The 14,391-nt window shown below is 43.6% G+C and carries 13 protein-coding genes; 8 read left to right on the top strand and 5 right to left on the bottom strand.

Features of this window, described 5'->3' with window-relative positions; translation table 11 throughout:
* Positions 1-143: 143 nt before the first annotated feature.
* From R7F64_RS15365 to R7F64_RS15355, 3 genes are all read left to right on the top strand, one after another.
* Positions 144-1,061 (top strand): SPFH domain-containing protein, encoded by a 918-nt coding sequence (locus R7F64_RS15365; RefSeq protein WP_005382060.1) that lies wholly within the window; start codon positions 144-146, stop codon positions 1,059-1,061.
* A gap of 3 nt (positions 1,062-1,064) precedes the next feature.
* Positions 1,065-1,526, top strand: a complete 462-nt coding sequence (locus R7F64_RS15360; RefSeq protein ID WP_017634826.1) for an NfeD family protein — start codon at positions 1,065-1,067, stop codon at positions 1,524-1,526.
* 617 nt (positions 1,527-2,143) lie between these two features.
* Complete coding sequence (locus tag R7F64_RS15355) at positions 2,144-2,326, top strand: hypothetical protein (RefSeq protein WP_021707681.1); 183 nt, start codon at positions 2,144-2,146, stop codon at positions 2,324-2,326.
* A gap of 40 nt (positions 2,327-2,366) precedes the next feature.
* Here R7F64_RS15355 and R7F64_RS15350 read toward each other — a convergent pair whose 3' ends face one another.
* The 3 genes from R7F64_RS15350 to zipA form a co-directional block, all read right to left on the bottom strand.
* Complete coding sequence (locus R7F64_RS15350; RefSeq protein ID WP_005382055.1) at positions 2,367-3,776, bottom strand: hypothetical protein; 1,410 nt, start codon at positions 3,774-3,776, stop codon at positions 2,367-2,369.
* Between the two features lie 510 nt (positions 3,777-4,286).
* Positions 4,287-6,299 (bottom strand): NAD-dependent DNA ligase LigA, encoded by a 2,013-nt coding sequence (gene ligA / locus R7F64_RS15345; protein WP_318071872.1) that lies wholly within the window; start codon positions 6,297-6,299, stop codon positions 4,287-4,289.
* 90 nt (positions 6,300-6,389) lie between these two features.
* Complete coding sequence (gene zipA / locus R7F64_RS15340) at positions 6,390-7,346, bottom strand: cell division protein ZipA (protein WP_017819969.1); 957 nt, start codon at positions 7,344-7,346, stop codon at positions 6,390-6,392.
* Between the two features lie 251 nt (positions 7,347-7,597).
* On the opposite strand from zipA, the gene cysZ reads away from it, so the two are divergent.
* The 5 genes from cysZ to crr all read left to right on the top strand — a co-directional run bounded on the left by cysZ (position 7,598) and on the right by crr (position 12,528).
* Positions 7,598-8,341, top strand: a complete 744-nt coding sequence (gene cysZ / locus R7F64_RS15335) for a sulfate transporter CysZ (RefSeq protein WP_025767003.1) — start codon at positions 7,598-7,600, stop codon at positions 8,339-8,341.
* A gap of 164 nt (positions 8,342-8,505) precedes the next feature.
* Positions 8,506-9,474: a cysteine synthase A gene (cysK, locus tag R7F64_RS15330; RefSeq protein WP_005382045.1), complete on the top strand. Its 969-nt coding sequence runs from the start codon at positions 8,506-8,508 to the stop codon at positions 9,472-9,474.
* Positions 9,475-9,774: 300 nt separating this feature from the next.
* Complete coding sequence (locus R7F64_RS15325) at positions 9,775-10,032, top strand: HPr family phosphocarrier protein (RefSeq protein WP_005382043.1); 258 nt, start codon at positions 9,775-9,777, stop codon at positions 10,030-10,032.
* A 140-nt stretch (positions 10,033-10,172) separates the two neighbouring features.
* A complete protein-coding gene (ptsI, locus tag R7F64_RS15320) occupies positions 10,173-11,897 on the top strand; it encodes a phosphoenolpyruvate-protein phosphotransferase PtsI (RefSeq protein WP_033906926.1) in 1,725 nt (574 codons plus the stop codon).
* Positions 11,898-12,018: 121 nt separating this feature from the next.
* The gene (gene crr / locus R7F64_RS15315; protein ID WP_005382041.1) at positions 12,019-12,528 is read left to right on the top strand and encodes a PTS glucose transporter subunit IIA; all 510 of its coding nucleotides are present in this window, start codon (positions 12,019-12,021) and stop codon (positions 12,526-12,528) included.
* Between the two features lie 94 nt (positions 12,529-12,622).
* Here crr and R7F64_RS15310 read toward each other — a convergent pair whose 3' ends face one another.
* Positions 12,623-13,747 (bottom strand): flagellin, encoded by a 1,125-nt coding sequence (locus R7F64_RS15310; protein ID WP_025767004.1) that lies wholly within the window; start codon positions 13,745-13,747, stop codon positions 12,623-12,625.
* 116 nt (positions 13,748-13,863) lie between these two features.
* Positions 13,864-14,391 (bottom strand): flagellin (locus R7F64_RS15305; RefSeq protein WP_206946719.1); only part of this gene is annotated, 528 nt, incomplete at its 5' end.

The following is a 14,391-nucleotide window of genomic DNA, read 5'->3' as shown; positions in this document are numbered from 1 at the left end:
ACCATGCAATGACAAAGGCCGGTGTTTCCGGCCTTTGTCATATAAAAAACCAATAACCTCTCAAAGGTCTCAGAACTTCAATTGTCTATTGTCTATAAATAGGTAAAAATGGATCGAATATTATGCACTTAAGGGAATAACTCATGCCAATTGATTCACTGATCACCATCGGTATTTTCGTCGTTCTTGCTGTCGTTATCTTATCTTCAGCCATTAAAACGGTTCCGCAAGGAAACAACTGGACAGTTGAACGCTTCGGACGCTACACCCACACATTAAAGCCGGGTTTAAACTTGATCATTCCATTCGTTGATAAAGTTGGTCAAAAAGTAAACATGATGGAGCGCGTTCTCGATATTCCTGCGCAAGAGGTCATTTCAAAAGATAACGCTAACGTGGTTATTGACGCTGTCGGATTTGTTCAAGTGATCGATGCTGCAAAAGCGGCTTATGAAGTCAACGACTTAGAACACGCTATTAGAAACTTGACCCTTACGAACATTCGTACCGTTTTAGGTTCAATGGAACTGGACGAAATGCTGAGCCAACGCGACATGATCAACTCTAAGCTGTTGGCGATTGTTGACCAAGCAACAAACCCTTGGGGCGTAAAAGTCACACGAATTGAGATTAAAGATGTCCAGCCACCAGCCGATCTGACCGCTGCAATGAATGCGCAAATGAAAGCCGAGCGTAATAAGCGTGCGGAAATTCTTGAAGCAGAAGGGGTTCGCCAAGCTGAGATATTAAAGGCCGAAGGTCATAAACAATCAGAGATATTAAAAGCTGAAGGCGAAAAGCAGTCTGCTATTCTCCATGCAGAAGCACGTGAGCGTGCCGCGCAAGCAGAAGCAAAAGCGACTTACATGGTTTCCGAAGCCATTGCAAAAGGTGACATGCAAGCCGTCAATTACTTCATTGCACAGGGTTATACCGAAGCGATCAAGAGCATTGGTCAAGCCGAAAATGGTAAAATCATTATGCTTCCATTAGAAGCAACCGGACTAATGGGCTCGGTTGCAGGGATAGCAGAAATGTTTAAACAGCAAGATAAAGAATAATTTATGGACTTTTTTAGTTTGTTGGAAGGTATCTCTTTCTGGCATTGGCTAGCGTTTGGCTTTGCTCTTTTAGCAGTTGAGCTACTTGGTACCGCAGGGTATTTTCTCTGGCTCGGGATGTCTGCACTTATCGTTGGAGCACTCATGACCGTTTTGCCAATGAGCTGGCAATTGCAATGGCTTTGCTTTGCAAGCTTCAGCTTAATCACCACCTGGCTTTGGTGGCGACGACAATGGTCTAAAGACAAGCAAGAAGACCAAGAAAGAGATCTGAACCAAAAGTACAAGCAGTTAATTGGGCGTACTCTTATCCTTGAAGAAGACTTTTCCGTCGGGCTCAATCGCATCAAGGTAGCCGATACCACATGGTCCGCACAATCGGATCAAGCACTTCCAGCCGGTACCCGCGTAAGAATCACCGATGTTGAAGGTATTATTTTAATCATTGAGCCTGATTCTAATTAATTTATGCCAAAGTAATGGGGCAAATCATGCTCCATTACTTTAATCTAAACAACTGCTTTCATTTCATTACCTTAATTAAAATCGAGAAAAAAATAAGTATTAGTAATATTATTAATACCCTACCTACCATTTCCTATTATTTAATTATTCAACACACGACAATCAATAAGATAGAAATATATCTAGGTAAATTATCGATCTAAATTTATTTTAAAAAATAAAACTTTATTGAATTATTTTTTGATCTTTTTATCCTCGGATACATACTTAACGCATAAGCATTTAAGTTGAGTGCTTTTTATTTGGTAAGTAAGAGGATGTACTATGAATAAGCTTCTCTTTTTAATGTTGTGCGGTATTTTTTCTTTTTCTTCCTTTGCCTACAACAACGGAAACGGCGGTACAACTAATTTGGGACCTATAGTCGAATGTAAGATGCCAAGTGGCGACGTTACGAATATTCCAAGTGAAATGTGTCGATTTAGAGGTGGGGAATGGGAATAGTAAAGAAGTAAGAGCTTAGTTTGATATAATAGCCCTATTCAACCTTGCCTTTCTGCGTAGTCACGGTTTATACAAGCACGTAGATATTTAAAGTTTATATTAAGGTGATTATTATGAGATTTTTATCTGGTCTATTAGTAATATCTTTTGCCATAATTCCGTTAACCACTCATGCTAATGGTGCATCCGGTGGTCGTACGTTAGGCCCAGAGATAAAGTGTGAGTTGCCAAACGGTAATGTACATATGTTGCCACCGTTATATTGCAAAATATACGACGGCCGAGAAGTGAAATAGAAAAGGAGCCTAGCGGCTCCTTTTATTATCTAATTAAGTATTAGTGGAAGCTGTAAGGGATAAGAACTTGTAGACGTAAGTCTGTTTCATCCGCATCGCCAGCACCTGCGTACTCATCACGTTCTAGGATTGTACCGTGTAAACGAATGGTAGAACCTTTAAGCGCGCCACTTTGTAGTGAGTAAGATACTGTTGCGTTAACTGCGTATTCGCTTTCGTAATCCCAGTCACCTGATGCTCCGCTTGCTGCAGAGTCAGCGCCAGTACCGTAACCAAAGCCTAGGTAGTAGTTCCAGCCGTTACCTTGGTTGTAAGATAGACGGTTGTACCATGCTAGCTCACCCGCTTTGTTCCAGTCAGACAGCGCGTCCCACCACTGAGACCAAGTACCATTGTTCATACCATATGTATGAATAGTACGAGGAACGAAGTCCGCACGGTTATCTGTGTCTGTGTAGCGCAACTCAGACATCCAAGCTAGCTTGCCGAAAGATTGATTCAAAGATAGACCAGTGTGGAAACCTAGACCATCGTATTTCACATCATCGTCAACACCGTAGAAATCAAATGCTAGAGTTGTACGGTCACTAACAGTGTACTTCAAGTAAGCCTTGTAAGAAGTGTTGTCAGTTTCGTTGTGGTAGCTAGTTACTTGACCTGCACCCCAGTCAACACCATTTGCATATTGAACGCCAGTAGCTTGACCCAAACCAAGTTGCATAAACAAGCTGTCAGTTAGGTTACCGTTTAGGCCTAGAGAGTGTAGGTAGCTCCATGAAGTGTCAGACCAAAGCGCTGGTGCGTAATCATCTTCGTGAAGCAGCCAAGGTGCTGTAAATTGGTCTGCGCCAAAGTAGCTTAGGTTGAAATCACCAAGTTTAGCGTTTAGTTCGAAACCACGGTAAGTACCAGGTACAAAGCTCCAAACGTTACCGATTGTACCGTTACCACCAGCCTGTAACATACCGAAACGAGCATTAAAGTTTTCGTTTGCTTTGAATTTCAGCGCTGCTTTGTAAACTTTAAGCTGCTGACCATCACCTGCACCCCAGTCTAGGTTGTTACAAGTTGAGATTTCGTTACATAGGTAGCCTTCGTTTGAATTGTAAAGACTATCGTTGTAAAGATCGCCAGAGTAGTAAGCCGCAACATCTGCGCCCACCCAACCATCGTGGTAGCCAGAAGTGAAGTCTAAAATTGCGTTGTAAGAAGAGTAGTTTAGACGACTCCAACGGTCACCATTTTCACCGCCGGGCTTACCTGTTGTACGAGTTCGTGAACGAGTATCAACTATGAATAATGCATTCAGACTTGAGTCTTGCATAAATTCGTTCACTTTCTCTACGTACTCGCCACCTGCTGCACTTTCAGTAGACGCTGTAGCTGGAGCGACAGCAACAACACCAAACATTGCTGCGGTTAACGCTGAAACCTTAAAAAATTTGTCCATGGAAAAACTCCTAAAAATGGATATAGCTGTATTTTTCTATCTCACCTTTAGTTGGCCGCCGAAGGAGAGAAGTAAATTCCTGATCAAACCTCATTATTTCTAATTTGGCTTTTTTTAGTTCCTGCATACACACCGTGTATCCACGTGATTAAGACTAACTTCGCAGCTAAAAACATCCAAATGGAACTTATTTTTTTTCTAAAAAAATATGAGCCACTCCAAAGTTCCATATAACTTATTGATCCAGATCTTATTTTTAACAACACCAACACAAATCAACAAAATATCATTTAAAATCAAACATTTAAATTTAGCCTGAAAGTATCAACTTGAAGTCACTCGCAGACTAAAAAAGCCAAAAAAACCAATAACCCAAGGTTCGATCTTGATCACTGAAAAGAACAAAGGCATCAATTACTCAATAAAAAAACACTTAATTATGAACAAGAAAAAGCCCCGCATGCTTAGCATACGGGGCTTTTAGTTATTTTTTAGCTTTTTTGAGAAGACTTAATTCATCAATTCGAGTAAGTCTTGTTCTGTTTTAATTTCGATACCCAGTTCTTGTGCCTTTGCGAGCTTCGAACCTGCATTTTCACCAGCAAACAAAATATCGGTTTTCTTAGAAACACTACCCGTCACTTTAGCCCCCAGTGCTTGGAGGGCTTCTTTGGCTTCTGTACGCCCCAGTTGAGAAAGTGTTCCCGTTAATACTACTGTTTTACCTTCTAATGGTAATTCCCCCACCTGCTCAGTAGTATTAATCTCTGGCCAATGAATTCCTTGTTCAAGCAAATCTTTAACCACCGCTTGGTTCTGTTCTTCACTAAAGAAAGTCGTAATATGTTGAGCAACCACAGCACCGATGTCTTGCACTTCAATCAACTGCTCTTCGGTAGCATTTTGGATCGCTCCCAACGTTTTAAAGTGCATTGCTAAGTTTGCTGCGGTTGCCTCGCCAACTTCACGGATCCCCAGTGAATACAAAAACCGAGGTAAAGTTGTTTCTTTGGATTTTTCTAACGCATTCACAATATTCTGCGCAGACTTTGGCCCCATGCGATCTAGTACGGTTAAAATCCCCGCTGATAACTTAAATAAGTCAGCAGGAGTTTTCACCATCTCACGATCAACAAGCTGCTCGATCACTTTATCGCCTAAACCGTCAACGTCTAACGCTTTACGAGAAACAAAGTGTTTTAGCGCTTGTTTGCGTTGGGCTTGGCAAACTAAGCCCCCCATACAACGTGTTACCGCTTCTCCTTCGATCCGCTCAACATGCGAACCACAAACAGGACACTGAGTTGGGAAAACAATATCTCGAGCTGTTTCTGGTCGGCGCTCTTTGATGACAGAAACGACTTGCGGAATAACATCGCCAGCACGGCGGATCACAACGTGATCACCAATCTTGACTTGCAGACGTTCTATCTCATCTGCGTTATGAAGCGTCGCATTACTTACCGTTACCCCACCAACAAATACAGGCTCTAGTTTAGCAACAGGTGTAATCGCACCAGTGCGACCGACTTGGAACTCCACTTCATTCAGTGTCGTCATTTCTTCCTGAGCTGGAAATTTGTAGGCAATCGCCCAACGTGGAGCGCGAGCAACAAAACCCAGACGCTCTTGCACGGCAATATCGTCAATTTTAATAACGACACCATCGATCTCATAAGGGAGGGCATCACGACGCTGCAATATATCTTGGTAGTAAGCTTTTACATCCGCCAAGCTTTCAACTCGCTTAGTTTCCGGACACATTGGCAGTCCCCAAGATTTGATTTGCAAAAAGCGTTCGTAATGACTTGCTGCCAATTCTGCACCTTGCACCACGCCTACACTGTATGCATAGAAGCTAAGCGGACGAGAAGCCGTAATACGTGAATCCAATTGTCGTAAGCTACCTGCCGCAGCGTTACGTGGATTAACAAAGATTTTCTCGCCTTTCTTCCTTGCTAATTCATTGAGCTTTTCAAACCCAGCTTTCGGCATAAAGACTTCACCACGAACTTCAAGACGATTTGGCCAGTCATTACCTCTGAGTTTTAAAGGAATAGCTTTAATCGTACGCACATTCTTTGTGATGTTTTCACCCGTAGTACCATCGCCTCGAGTGGCCGCCTGAACTAAAACGCCATTCTCATATAACAAACTTACGGCGAGTCCATCCAATTTAGGCTCACAACAGTATTCTTTCACACTCTGGCTGCCCACGCGCTCTTGTGCGCGCTTGTGGAAACTATCGAGTTCACTATCATCAAACGCGTTATCAAGCGAAAGCATCGGTACTTCATGTGTCACTTGGCTAAACGCAGAGAGAGGTTGCCCACCGACACGTTGGCTTGGCGAGTCTACGGTTATTAAGTCAGGGTTCTCAGCTTCAATATCCAGTAACTCTCGCATTAAACGGTCGTACTCGGCATCAGGGATCTCTGGGTTATCTTCCACGTAGTAACGCACAGCGTGGTAATGCAACGACTCTTTTAGTTCTTCTAGTCGCTGAAGTACTGATTCAGACATAGTAAAGCCCCGTGTATTTTCAATCGGTGAGGTTGGGAAATCCAAGAAAAAGGGCTCCATCCGGAGCCCTATTATTATTTGCTGTTAAGATTATGCGTTAGCGGCATTAAACTCAACTATTTGACGTCGATAAGATGCTAAACGATCTGGCGTCATTAAGTTGCGCTGGTCATCAAGTACGTTACCACCTAAGTCATCAGCAATTTGCTGCGCAGTTCGGAGCATTAAGTTGAAGTTCTGTTCAGCCTCGCCATAACAAGGCAATGTCATGAAGAATGAAATACCCTTCGTTGTAAACTCAGCAGGATCAGCATGTTCAAACGTACCAGGGTGCATCATATTAGCGACGCTAAACAGCACTTTGCCGTTACCGGACAAGTCGACATGACGATGGAAAATATCCATCTCGCCATAAATTAGACCGTTTTGTTGCATACTTTCAAATAAAGCAGTACCAACAAATGGCTCTTCACCAGCACAGTGCACATTCAATACAATCACTTGCATTTCAGGTTCTGGCTTTGGCTCTTCCTTAGGCTCTGCAACGACAGGCTCACTAACCGTTTCGACTTGCTGTTCTTTCTCCGTAATATCAAACGCGGCGGGAATAACTTCTTCTTCCACAGCAGGCTGGAATGGCTCTTCAGCTACTGTTGCTTGAACAACAGGCTCAACGTCCTCTTCTTTATCTTTTTCTGCAACAAATGAAGGGATGTCATCCGGCTCCTGCTGCGTCTGTTTGACTTCAGATGGACCACCGAATAACGGGTCAGATTCAAACTTGTTGTCGAAAGAACTCGCCATCCCAAAATCTGGTTCTTTGCGATCTTTGCGAATGATCTCAAAGTCATCTTCAGGAGCGGGAGCGAAGTCTCGTTCTTTCTCAACAAGATCATTTTTGTCTTCTTGGTCAACATCCAGCTTACCAAGTGGCTTGTTACCAAACTTTGCTTTGCCTTCTTTTTTACTGCTCCATAAACCATGAAACAGTAATGCCGCGATGGCTAATGCGCCAACAACAATGAGTACGAATCGCAATTCCTGCATTATTTACTCTCAATATACTTGTTTTTACTACTCGCAGTTCCTTGAGCAGCAACCCAAGTGCAATAAATCTGAATGATACGTTTACTTTACCAAAACTATATGTAGATTTAGAACAACTTAATGCAAGAAGTTCCGTTTTTTGTTGTGATTCTTGCCACGATTCCACTTAACAAGACGTCATTTGTCAGGGCTTTGAAAGAAAAGTCCTCACAGGTACAATGAGTTTTCATTTACACGAAGCCAAAATAGACATGAAGAAAAACAATCAGCAGAGAACCGGGTTCGGTTATTTTCTATACGGGATACAATTGGCACTAGCCCCTAAAATCAGGCGCTTTGTCATCTTACCTCTACTTGCAAATATCTTGCTTGTAGGTGGTGCCATCTTCTATCTATTTTCAAACCTTAATATATGGATAGAAGGCTGGATTGGGCAGCTGCCTGAGTTTTTATCCTGGTTAACTTACATTCTTTGGCCTTTACTCGCTCTAACGATACTCGCTACCTTCTCCTATTTTTTCAGCACGCTCGCGAACTTTATCGCCGCGCCATTCAATGGCCTCTTGGCTGAAAAAGTGGAAGAGTACTTAACGGGACAAAAAGTAAATGATGATGGTTTCACTGCCGTCCTGAAAGATGTTCCTCGCGTTTTAGCTCGTGAGTGGAGAAAGCTCCTTTACATTTTACCTAAAGCAATAGGCCTATTCCTGTTATTGCTCATCCCTGCCCTTGGACAAACAGTAGGCCCATTTTTATGGTTTATCTTTACCGCCTGGATGCTCGCGATTCAATATTGTGACTACCCGTTTGATAACCACAAAATCCCATTTAACGACATGCGTTACAAATTGAAACAAAAGCAAGGTAAGGCCTATGGCTTTGGGGTATTGGTGTCTGTATTTACGACGATCCCAATTTTGAACCTCATTGTCATGCCTGTAGCAATATGTGGTGCAACCGCTATGTGGGTCGCGGAGTTTAAGCACCAACGATAGTCGATTAGAGATTAAGGAAAGGGATCAGCGCCAGCTTTTCCCTTTTCTTTTATCAAGTTCTGGGCCAACCTAATAAGATATAACTTTTTAATCCTTTTCCCTTTTTTTCATACCGCATATTCTTCTATCCATATTCACACAACGTGTAATGAAGGAACATCACTATGAGCAAAATCTACGAAGATAACTCTCTTACTATTGGTAATACACCTCTCGTTCGTCTAAACAAAGTAAGTAAAGGCAAAGTTCTCGCGAAAATTGAAGCGCGTAACCCTAGCTTCAGTGTTAAGTGCCGTATCGGTGCAAACATGATTTGGGAAGCAGAGAAAGCGGGCCTTCTTAAGCCAGGTGTAGAGCTTGTAGAACCTACCAGTGGTAACACAGGTGTTGCTCTAGCATTCGTAGCGGCTGCTCGCGGTTACAAGCTAACATTGACCATGCCTGAATCAATGAGCCTAGAACGCCGTAAGCTACTAAAAGCACTAGGCGCGAACCTTGAGCTGACTGAAGCGGCGAAAGGCATGAAAGGGGCGATTGCTAAAGCAGAAGAAATCGTAGCAAGCAACCCTGAGAAGTACCTACTTCTTCAACAATTTGACAACCCAGCGAACCCAGAAATCCACGAAAAGACTACGGGCCCTGAGATTTGGGAAGCGACAGACGGTGAAATCGACGTATTCGTTGCTGGTGTTGGTACGGGCGGTACTATCACAGGTACAAGCCGTTACATCAAAGGTGAAAAAGGCAAAGCCATCACTTCTGTTGCAGTTGAGCCAGCAGAGTCTCCGGTTATTGCACAAGCACTTGCTGGCGAAGAAATCCAACCTGCCCCACACAAAATTCAAGGTATCGGTGCTGGTTTCATCCCTGGTAACCTCGATTTAGACATTATTGACCGTGTTGAGCAAGTTACCTCAGAAGAAGCGATTGAGATGGCTCGTCGCCTAATGGAAGAGGAAGGTATCCTAGCTGGTATCTCATCTGGCGCAGCGGTTGTTGCAGCGAACCGACTTGCGGAACTACCTGAATTTGAAGGAAAAACAATTGTAACTGTCTTGCCAAGTTCCGGTGAGCGTTACCTAAGTACAGCACTCTTTGCAGGTATCTTTACCGAAAAAGAGAACCAACAATAATATGTGTTCAAATCAATTTTTAGTTTAAAAAAGCCCCGTTTAGGGGCTTTTTTGTTGATCCCTGCCCTACCTTTGGTAATATCAGGGTGTTTTATTTCTAGCTTCAAAATAAAGAAGCAGAACACAAAAAGGTTTCAAAGTGATTACGCACGCAAACAGTTGCGTAGTTACCAAACTTTTGACTAGTATCAGAACTGACGCGCTTTGAACTCTTCCCGTGCTAGCGCACAAGATGTAAAGCAGTTAAGCTAAAATCTGGTCACAAACTAACAAAAAAATACATTTATTGGGGTATATCACATGTACGAGAAGCAAGTAGAAATCACAGCAGAAAACGGCCTTCACACTCGTCCAGCTGCACAGTTTGTTAAAGAAGCAAAAGCATTCGACGCAGACATCACTGTGACTTCTAACGGTAAAAGCGCTAGCGCTAAGAGCCTGTTCAAACTACAAACACTAGGCCTAGTAAAAGGTACTCAAGTTACTATTTCTGCTGAAGGCCCACAAGCTCAGCAAGCAGTTGACCACCTAGTTGCTCTAATGGACCAACTACACTAATCCGGTCTCCTACTCCAGAAGCCATTTTGTGAAAGCAAAATGGCTTCGTTGGAAATAGGCTCAAAACTAAGCTAAAACTATTCGTTAGCGCACCCATTATTCTCCCGTTTTATAAAGTTGACCAAACTTAAGGTAAGGCTATGATTTCAGGCATCCTAGCATCTCCTGGTATTGCAATCGGTAAAGCACTACTACTTCAAGAAGATGAAATTGTCCTAAACACAAACACTATTTCTGACGATCAAGTAGAAGCTGAAGTTCAGCGTTTCTTTGACGCTCGTAACAAATCTGCAGCTCAGCTAGAAACTATCAAGCAAAAAGCGCTTGAAACGTTTGGCGAAGAAAAAGAAGCGATCTTTGAAGGTCACATCATGCTTCTTGAAGACGAAGAGCTAGAAGAGGAAATCCTAGCACTTATCAAAAACGACAAGATGACTGCTGATCACGCTATCCACTCAGTGATCGAAGAGCAAGCATGTGCTCTTGAGTCTCTAGACGACGAATACTTAAAAGAGCGTGCAACTGACATCCGCGATATCGGTTCTCGTTTTGTTAAGAACGCACTAGGCATCAACATTGTTTCGCTTAGCGATATCAACGAAGAAGTAATTCTTGTTGCTTACGACCTAACGCCATCTGAAACTGCACAAATTAACCTAGACTACGTGCTTGGTTTTGCTTGTGACATCGGCGGTCGTACATCTCACACTTCAATCATGGCTCGCTCACTTGAGCTTCCAGCTATCGTTGGTACTAACGACATCACGAAGAAAGTTAAGAATGGCGACATGCTGATTCTTGACGCAATGAACAACAAGATTGTTGTTAACCCATCAGAAGCTGAGCTAGAAGAAGCGAAAGCGGTTAAAGCAGCATTCCTAGCTGAAAAAGAAGAGCTAGCGAAACTGAAAGACCTACACGCAGAAACGACTGACGGTCACCGTGTAGAAGTTTGCGGTAACATCGGTACAGTGAAAGACTGTGACGGTATCCTTCGTAACGGCGGTGAAGGTGTTGGTCTGTACCGTACTGAATTCCTATTTATGGATCGTACTGCGCTACCAACTGAAGAAGAACAGTACCAAGCGTACAAAGAAGTTGCGGAAGCAATGGACGGTCAAGCGGTGATCATCCGTACTATGGATATCGGCGGCGATAAAGATCTCCCATACATGGATCTTCCAAAAGAGATGAACCCATTCCTAGGCTGGCGCGCTGTACGTATCAGTCTAGATCGTCGTGAAATCCTTCGTGATCAGCTACGTGGCATTCTACGTGCTTCTGCACACGGCAAACTGCGTATCATGTTCCCAATGATCATCTCTGTCGAAGAAATCCGTGAGCTTAAGAAAGCGATCGAAGAGTACAAAGAAGAGCTACGCGCTGAAGGCCACGCGTTCGACGAAAACATCGAAATCGGTGTTATGGTTGAAACTCCTGCTGCTGCTGCGATCGCACACCACTTAGCGAAGGAAGTGTCTTTCTTCTCTATCGGTACAAACGACCTAACTCAGTACACGCTAGCGGTTGACCGTGGTAACGAGATGATTTCTCACCTATACAACCCACTATCACCAGCTGTACTTACAGTGATCAAGCAAGTTATCGACGCTTCTCACGCAGAAGGTAAATGGACTGGTATGTGTGGTGAACTTGCAGGTGACGAGCGTGCAACACTTCTACTTCTAGGTATGGGTCTGGACGAGTTCTCAATGAGCGGTATCTCTATCCCTAAAGTGAAGAAAGTAGTTCGTAACTCTAACTTCGCAGAAGTGAAAGCAATGGCTGAAGAAGCCCTTTCTCTACCGACAGCAGAAGAAATCGAAGCCGTGGTAGAAAAGTTTATTGCTGAGAAAGCTCAGTAATCGGTAGTACCAAGTAATTCAATACTTAATGGCCATTAGACGGCGAAAAAAGTCGTCTAATGAGCTATATTGGTATACTATAATTCGACAGAATAAAACCAAACCTTAGGAGCATGACACAATGGGTCTGTTTGACAAACTTAAGAAGCTTGTATCTGATGACAGCGCTGACGCTGGTGCTATCGAAATCATCGCGCCACTTTCTGGTGAGATTGTAAACATCGAAGACGTGCCAGATGTTGTTTTCGCTGAGAAAATCGTTGGTGACGGTATTGCTATCAAGCCAGCAGGCAACAAAATGGTAGCTCCTGTAAACGGTACTATCGGTAAGATCTTCGAAACTAACCATGCGTTCTCTATCGAGTCTGACGACGGTGTTGAGCTTTTCGTTCACTTCGGTATCGACACAGTTGAACTAAAAGGCGAAGGCTTCACGCGTATCGCTGAAGAAGGTCAAACTGTTAAAGCTGGCGACACTGTAATTGAATTCGATCTAGCTCTTCTAGAAGAGAAAGCGAAGTCAACGCTAACTCCAGTTGTTATCTCTAACATGGACGAAATCAAAGAGCTAAACAAGCTTTCTGGTTCTGTAACTGTTGGTGAAACTCCAGTTCTACGTGTAACTAAGTAATTTTTACTTAATCGAACACGAAAAAAACGCTGCCAATGGCAGCGTTTTTTATTATCTGACTTTTTTCTGAGCGATGTGCATCGCTGAAACACGTTCAACTGAGCAAGCCTAGTGCTGAGCTCGGCCTTTGCTTCGCTTGAGCGAGTAATGCAGTTGTCGCATCTTGGAGCACTTGAGAACGCACCATTTCCGTAGATTCTCTTGCGAAGTCTGTATCTCTTATTCGACTCTTGGATTCTGTAACACTCCGATTCACAGTATTTAAGTTATCCATCGAGCCGTTTACACGGTTCTGAAAGCTGCCAATTTCACTCCGGTGCGAATCAACATACTTAATTGCTGCATCAATCACCCCAATTGAAAGCTGCGCCTTACCTGCCGTCGACATATCGATGTCATCCATTGTGACTAATTGACCAGCGCTCACATCAAGCTCATCCGCTAAACTCCCATCGAGAACCACACCCTCTGGCGCCTTCATCGTAGAAGCGAAGAATTGCAGTTCGTTGTTTTCCGTTACTGAAGCATTCACTATCGATTGTTGAGCATTGATGTAAGTGGCGACCTGTTCTATACGGTCACCCAATTTGAGTCCAATGGATTCCGTTTGGGTTTGCCCTTTACTGTCTTGGTATTCGACTTTTAGGGTTTGGTTATCTTTAGTGACTCGCCAATCTTTATCGACCGCATCACCAACATAATGCTGCCCTCCCATCTCTGGGATATGGCTACGCATGTTACGTAACGTCAAAGAGATTGAATTAGCGTTCGCGCCAATATGGAAACTTTGTGAACCGTAAGATCCATCAAACAGGTTTTTATCCGCAAATGTTGTCGTGATCGCGACACGATCAAGCTCATCTTGCAGCGCTACGACCTCATATTGAATACTTTGCCGATCACTTGAGTCATAACTGCCGTTTGCTGCTTGAAGCCCCAGAGAGCGTAAGCGTTGCAATATGTCACTGCTTTCGTGCAATGCTCCCTCCGCTGTTTGAGCAACAGAAAAAGCGTCGTGCGCATTTCTTAAGGCGACATCAAGCCCTCTCGTTTGTACATGGAGAGTATTCGATATCTGTAAACCTGCCGCATCATCGCTCGCCGAGTTGATTCGAAACCCCGAAGTTAGGTTGCGTTGTGACTCAACATTTTGCGCAGTTGCTTGACTCAGGTGTCTCTGCGCCACCATCGCAGAAACATTGGAATTTAAAGAGATCATCTAATCGATATGAATGCCTTATCGAACATACTGTCAGGACACATCTGAATCGTTATAGCCAATAAGCAAAAAGCCAGGGATGAGCCTGGCTTTGGTTTCTTGCTTTGTTAAATTGATTAACCTAGCAGACTTAGCGCTGAGTTAGGCGCTTGTTTCGCTTGCGCAAGGATTGAGCTTGACGCTTGCGATAGAATTTGTGATTTGGTCATTGCCGTCGTTTCTTTCGCGAAATCTGTATCTTTGATACGGCTCTTCGACGCATTCACGTTCTCGTTAATGTTGTCCAAGTTGCTGATTGCGTGGTTGAAACGGTTCTGGAATGCACCTAGCTCTGCGCGGTGGCTGTCTACGTATTTCAGTGCCGCATCGATGATAGCAACAGATTCTTGTGCGCCACCAACTGAGGTTACGTCGATAGTATCTACTGTTACTTTTTTGCCTTCGCCTAAGCCTAGTTCACCAGATAGACCGCCTGAAAACTCGACCTCGCCCTCAACTTTGTTGTTGCCAGCGAAGATTTGCAGTTTACCGTCTTGGTCTACTGAGGCTTTCACTAGGTCAGTTTGGCCGTTAATGTAAGTCGCAAGCTCTTCGATATCGTCACCCGCTTTTGCGCTGATGTTGATTTCTTGCTCTTGGCCGTA

The sequence above is a fragment of the Vibrio sp. Vb1980 genome (assembly GCF_033338615.1).
GTDB classification, from domain to species: domain Bacteria; phylum Pseudomonadota; class Gammaproteobacteria; order Enterobacterales; family Vibrionaceae; genus Vibrio; species Vibrio alginolyticus.
Note: the sequence above shows the minus strand (reverse complement) of the source record. Positions and strands in the feature narration are given on the sequence as shown.

Bases quoted from the DNA above. Each gene is read 5' to 3' on its own strand.
- R7F64_RS15365 (WP_005382060.1), top strand. From the start codon at position 144: ATGCCAATTGATTCACTGATCACCATCGGTATTTTCGTCGTTCTTGCT.
- R7F64_RS15360 (WP_017634826.1), top strand. From the start codon at position 1,065: ATGGACTTTTTTAGTTTGTTGGAAGGTATCTCTTTCTGGCATTGGCTA.
- R7F64_RS15355 (WP_021707681.1), top strand. From the start codon at position 2,144: ATGAGATTTTTATCTGGTCTATTAGTAATATCTTTTGCCATAATTCCG.
- R7F64_RS15350 (WP_005382055.1), bottom strand. From the start codon at position 3,776: ATGGACAAATTTTTTAAGGTTTCAGCGTTAACCGCAGCAATGTTTGGT.
- ligA (WP_318071872.1), bottom strand. From the start codon at position 6,299: ATGTCTGAATCAGTACTTCAGCGACTAGAAGAACTAAAAGAGTCGTTG.
- zipA (WP_017819969.1), bottom strand. From the start codon at position 7,346: ATGCAGGAATTGCGATTCGTACTCATTGTTGTTGGCGCATTAGCCATC.
- cysZ (WP_025767003.1), top strand. From the start codon at position 7,598: ATGAAGAAAAACAATCAGCAGAGAACCGGGTTCGGTTATTTTCTATAC.
- cysK (WP_005382045.1), top strand. From the start codon at position 8,506: ATGAGCAAAATCTACGAAGATAACTCTCTTACTATTGGTAATACACCT.
- R7F64_RS15325 (WP_005382043.1), top strand. From the start codon at position 9,775: ATGTACGAGAAGCAAGTAGAAATCACAGCAGAAAACGGCCTTCACACT.
- ptsI (WP_033906926.1), top strand. From the start codon at position 10,173: ATGATTTCAGGCATCCTAGCATCTCCTGGTATTGCAATCGGTAAAGCA.
- crr (WP_005382041.1), top strand. From the start codon at position 12,019: ATGGGTCTGTTTGACAAACTTAAGAAGCTTGTATCTGATGACAGCGCT.
- R7F64_RS15310 (WP_025767004.1), bottom strand. From the start codon at position 13,747: ATGATCTCTTTAAATTCCAATGTTTCTGCGATGGTGGCGCAGAGACAC.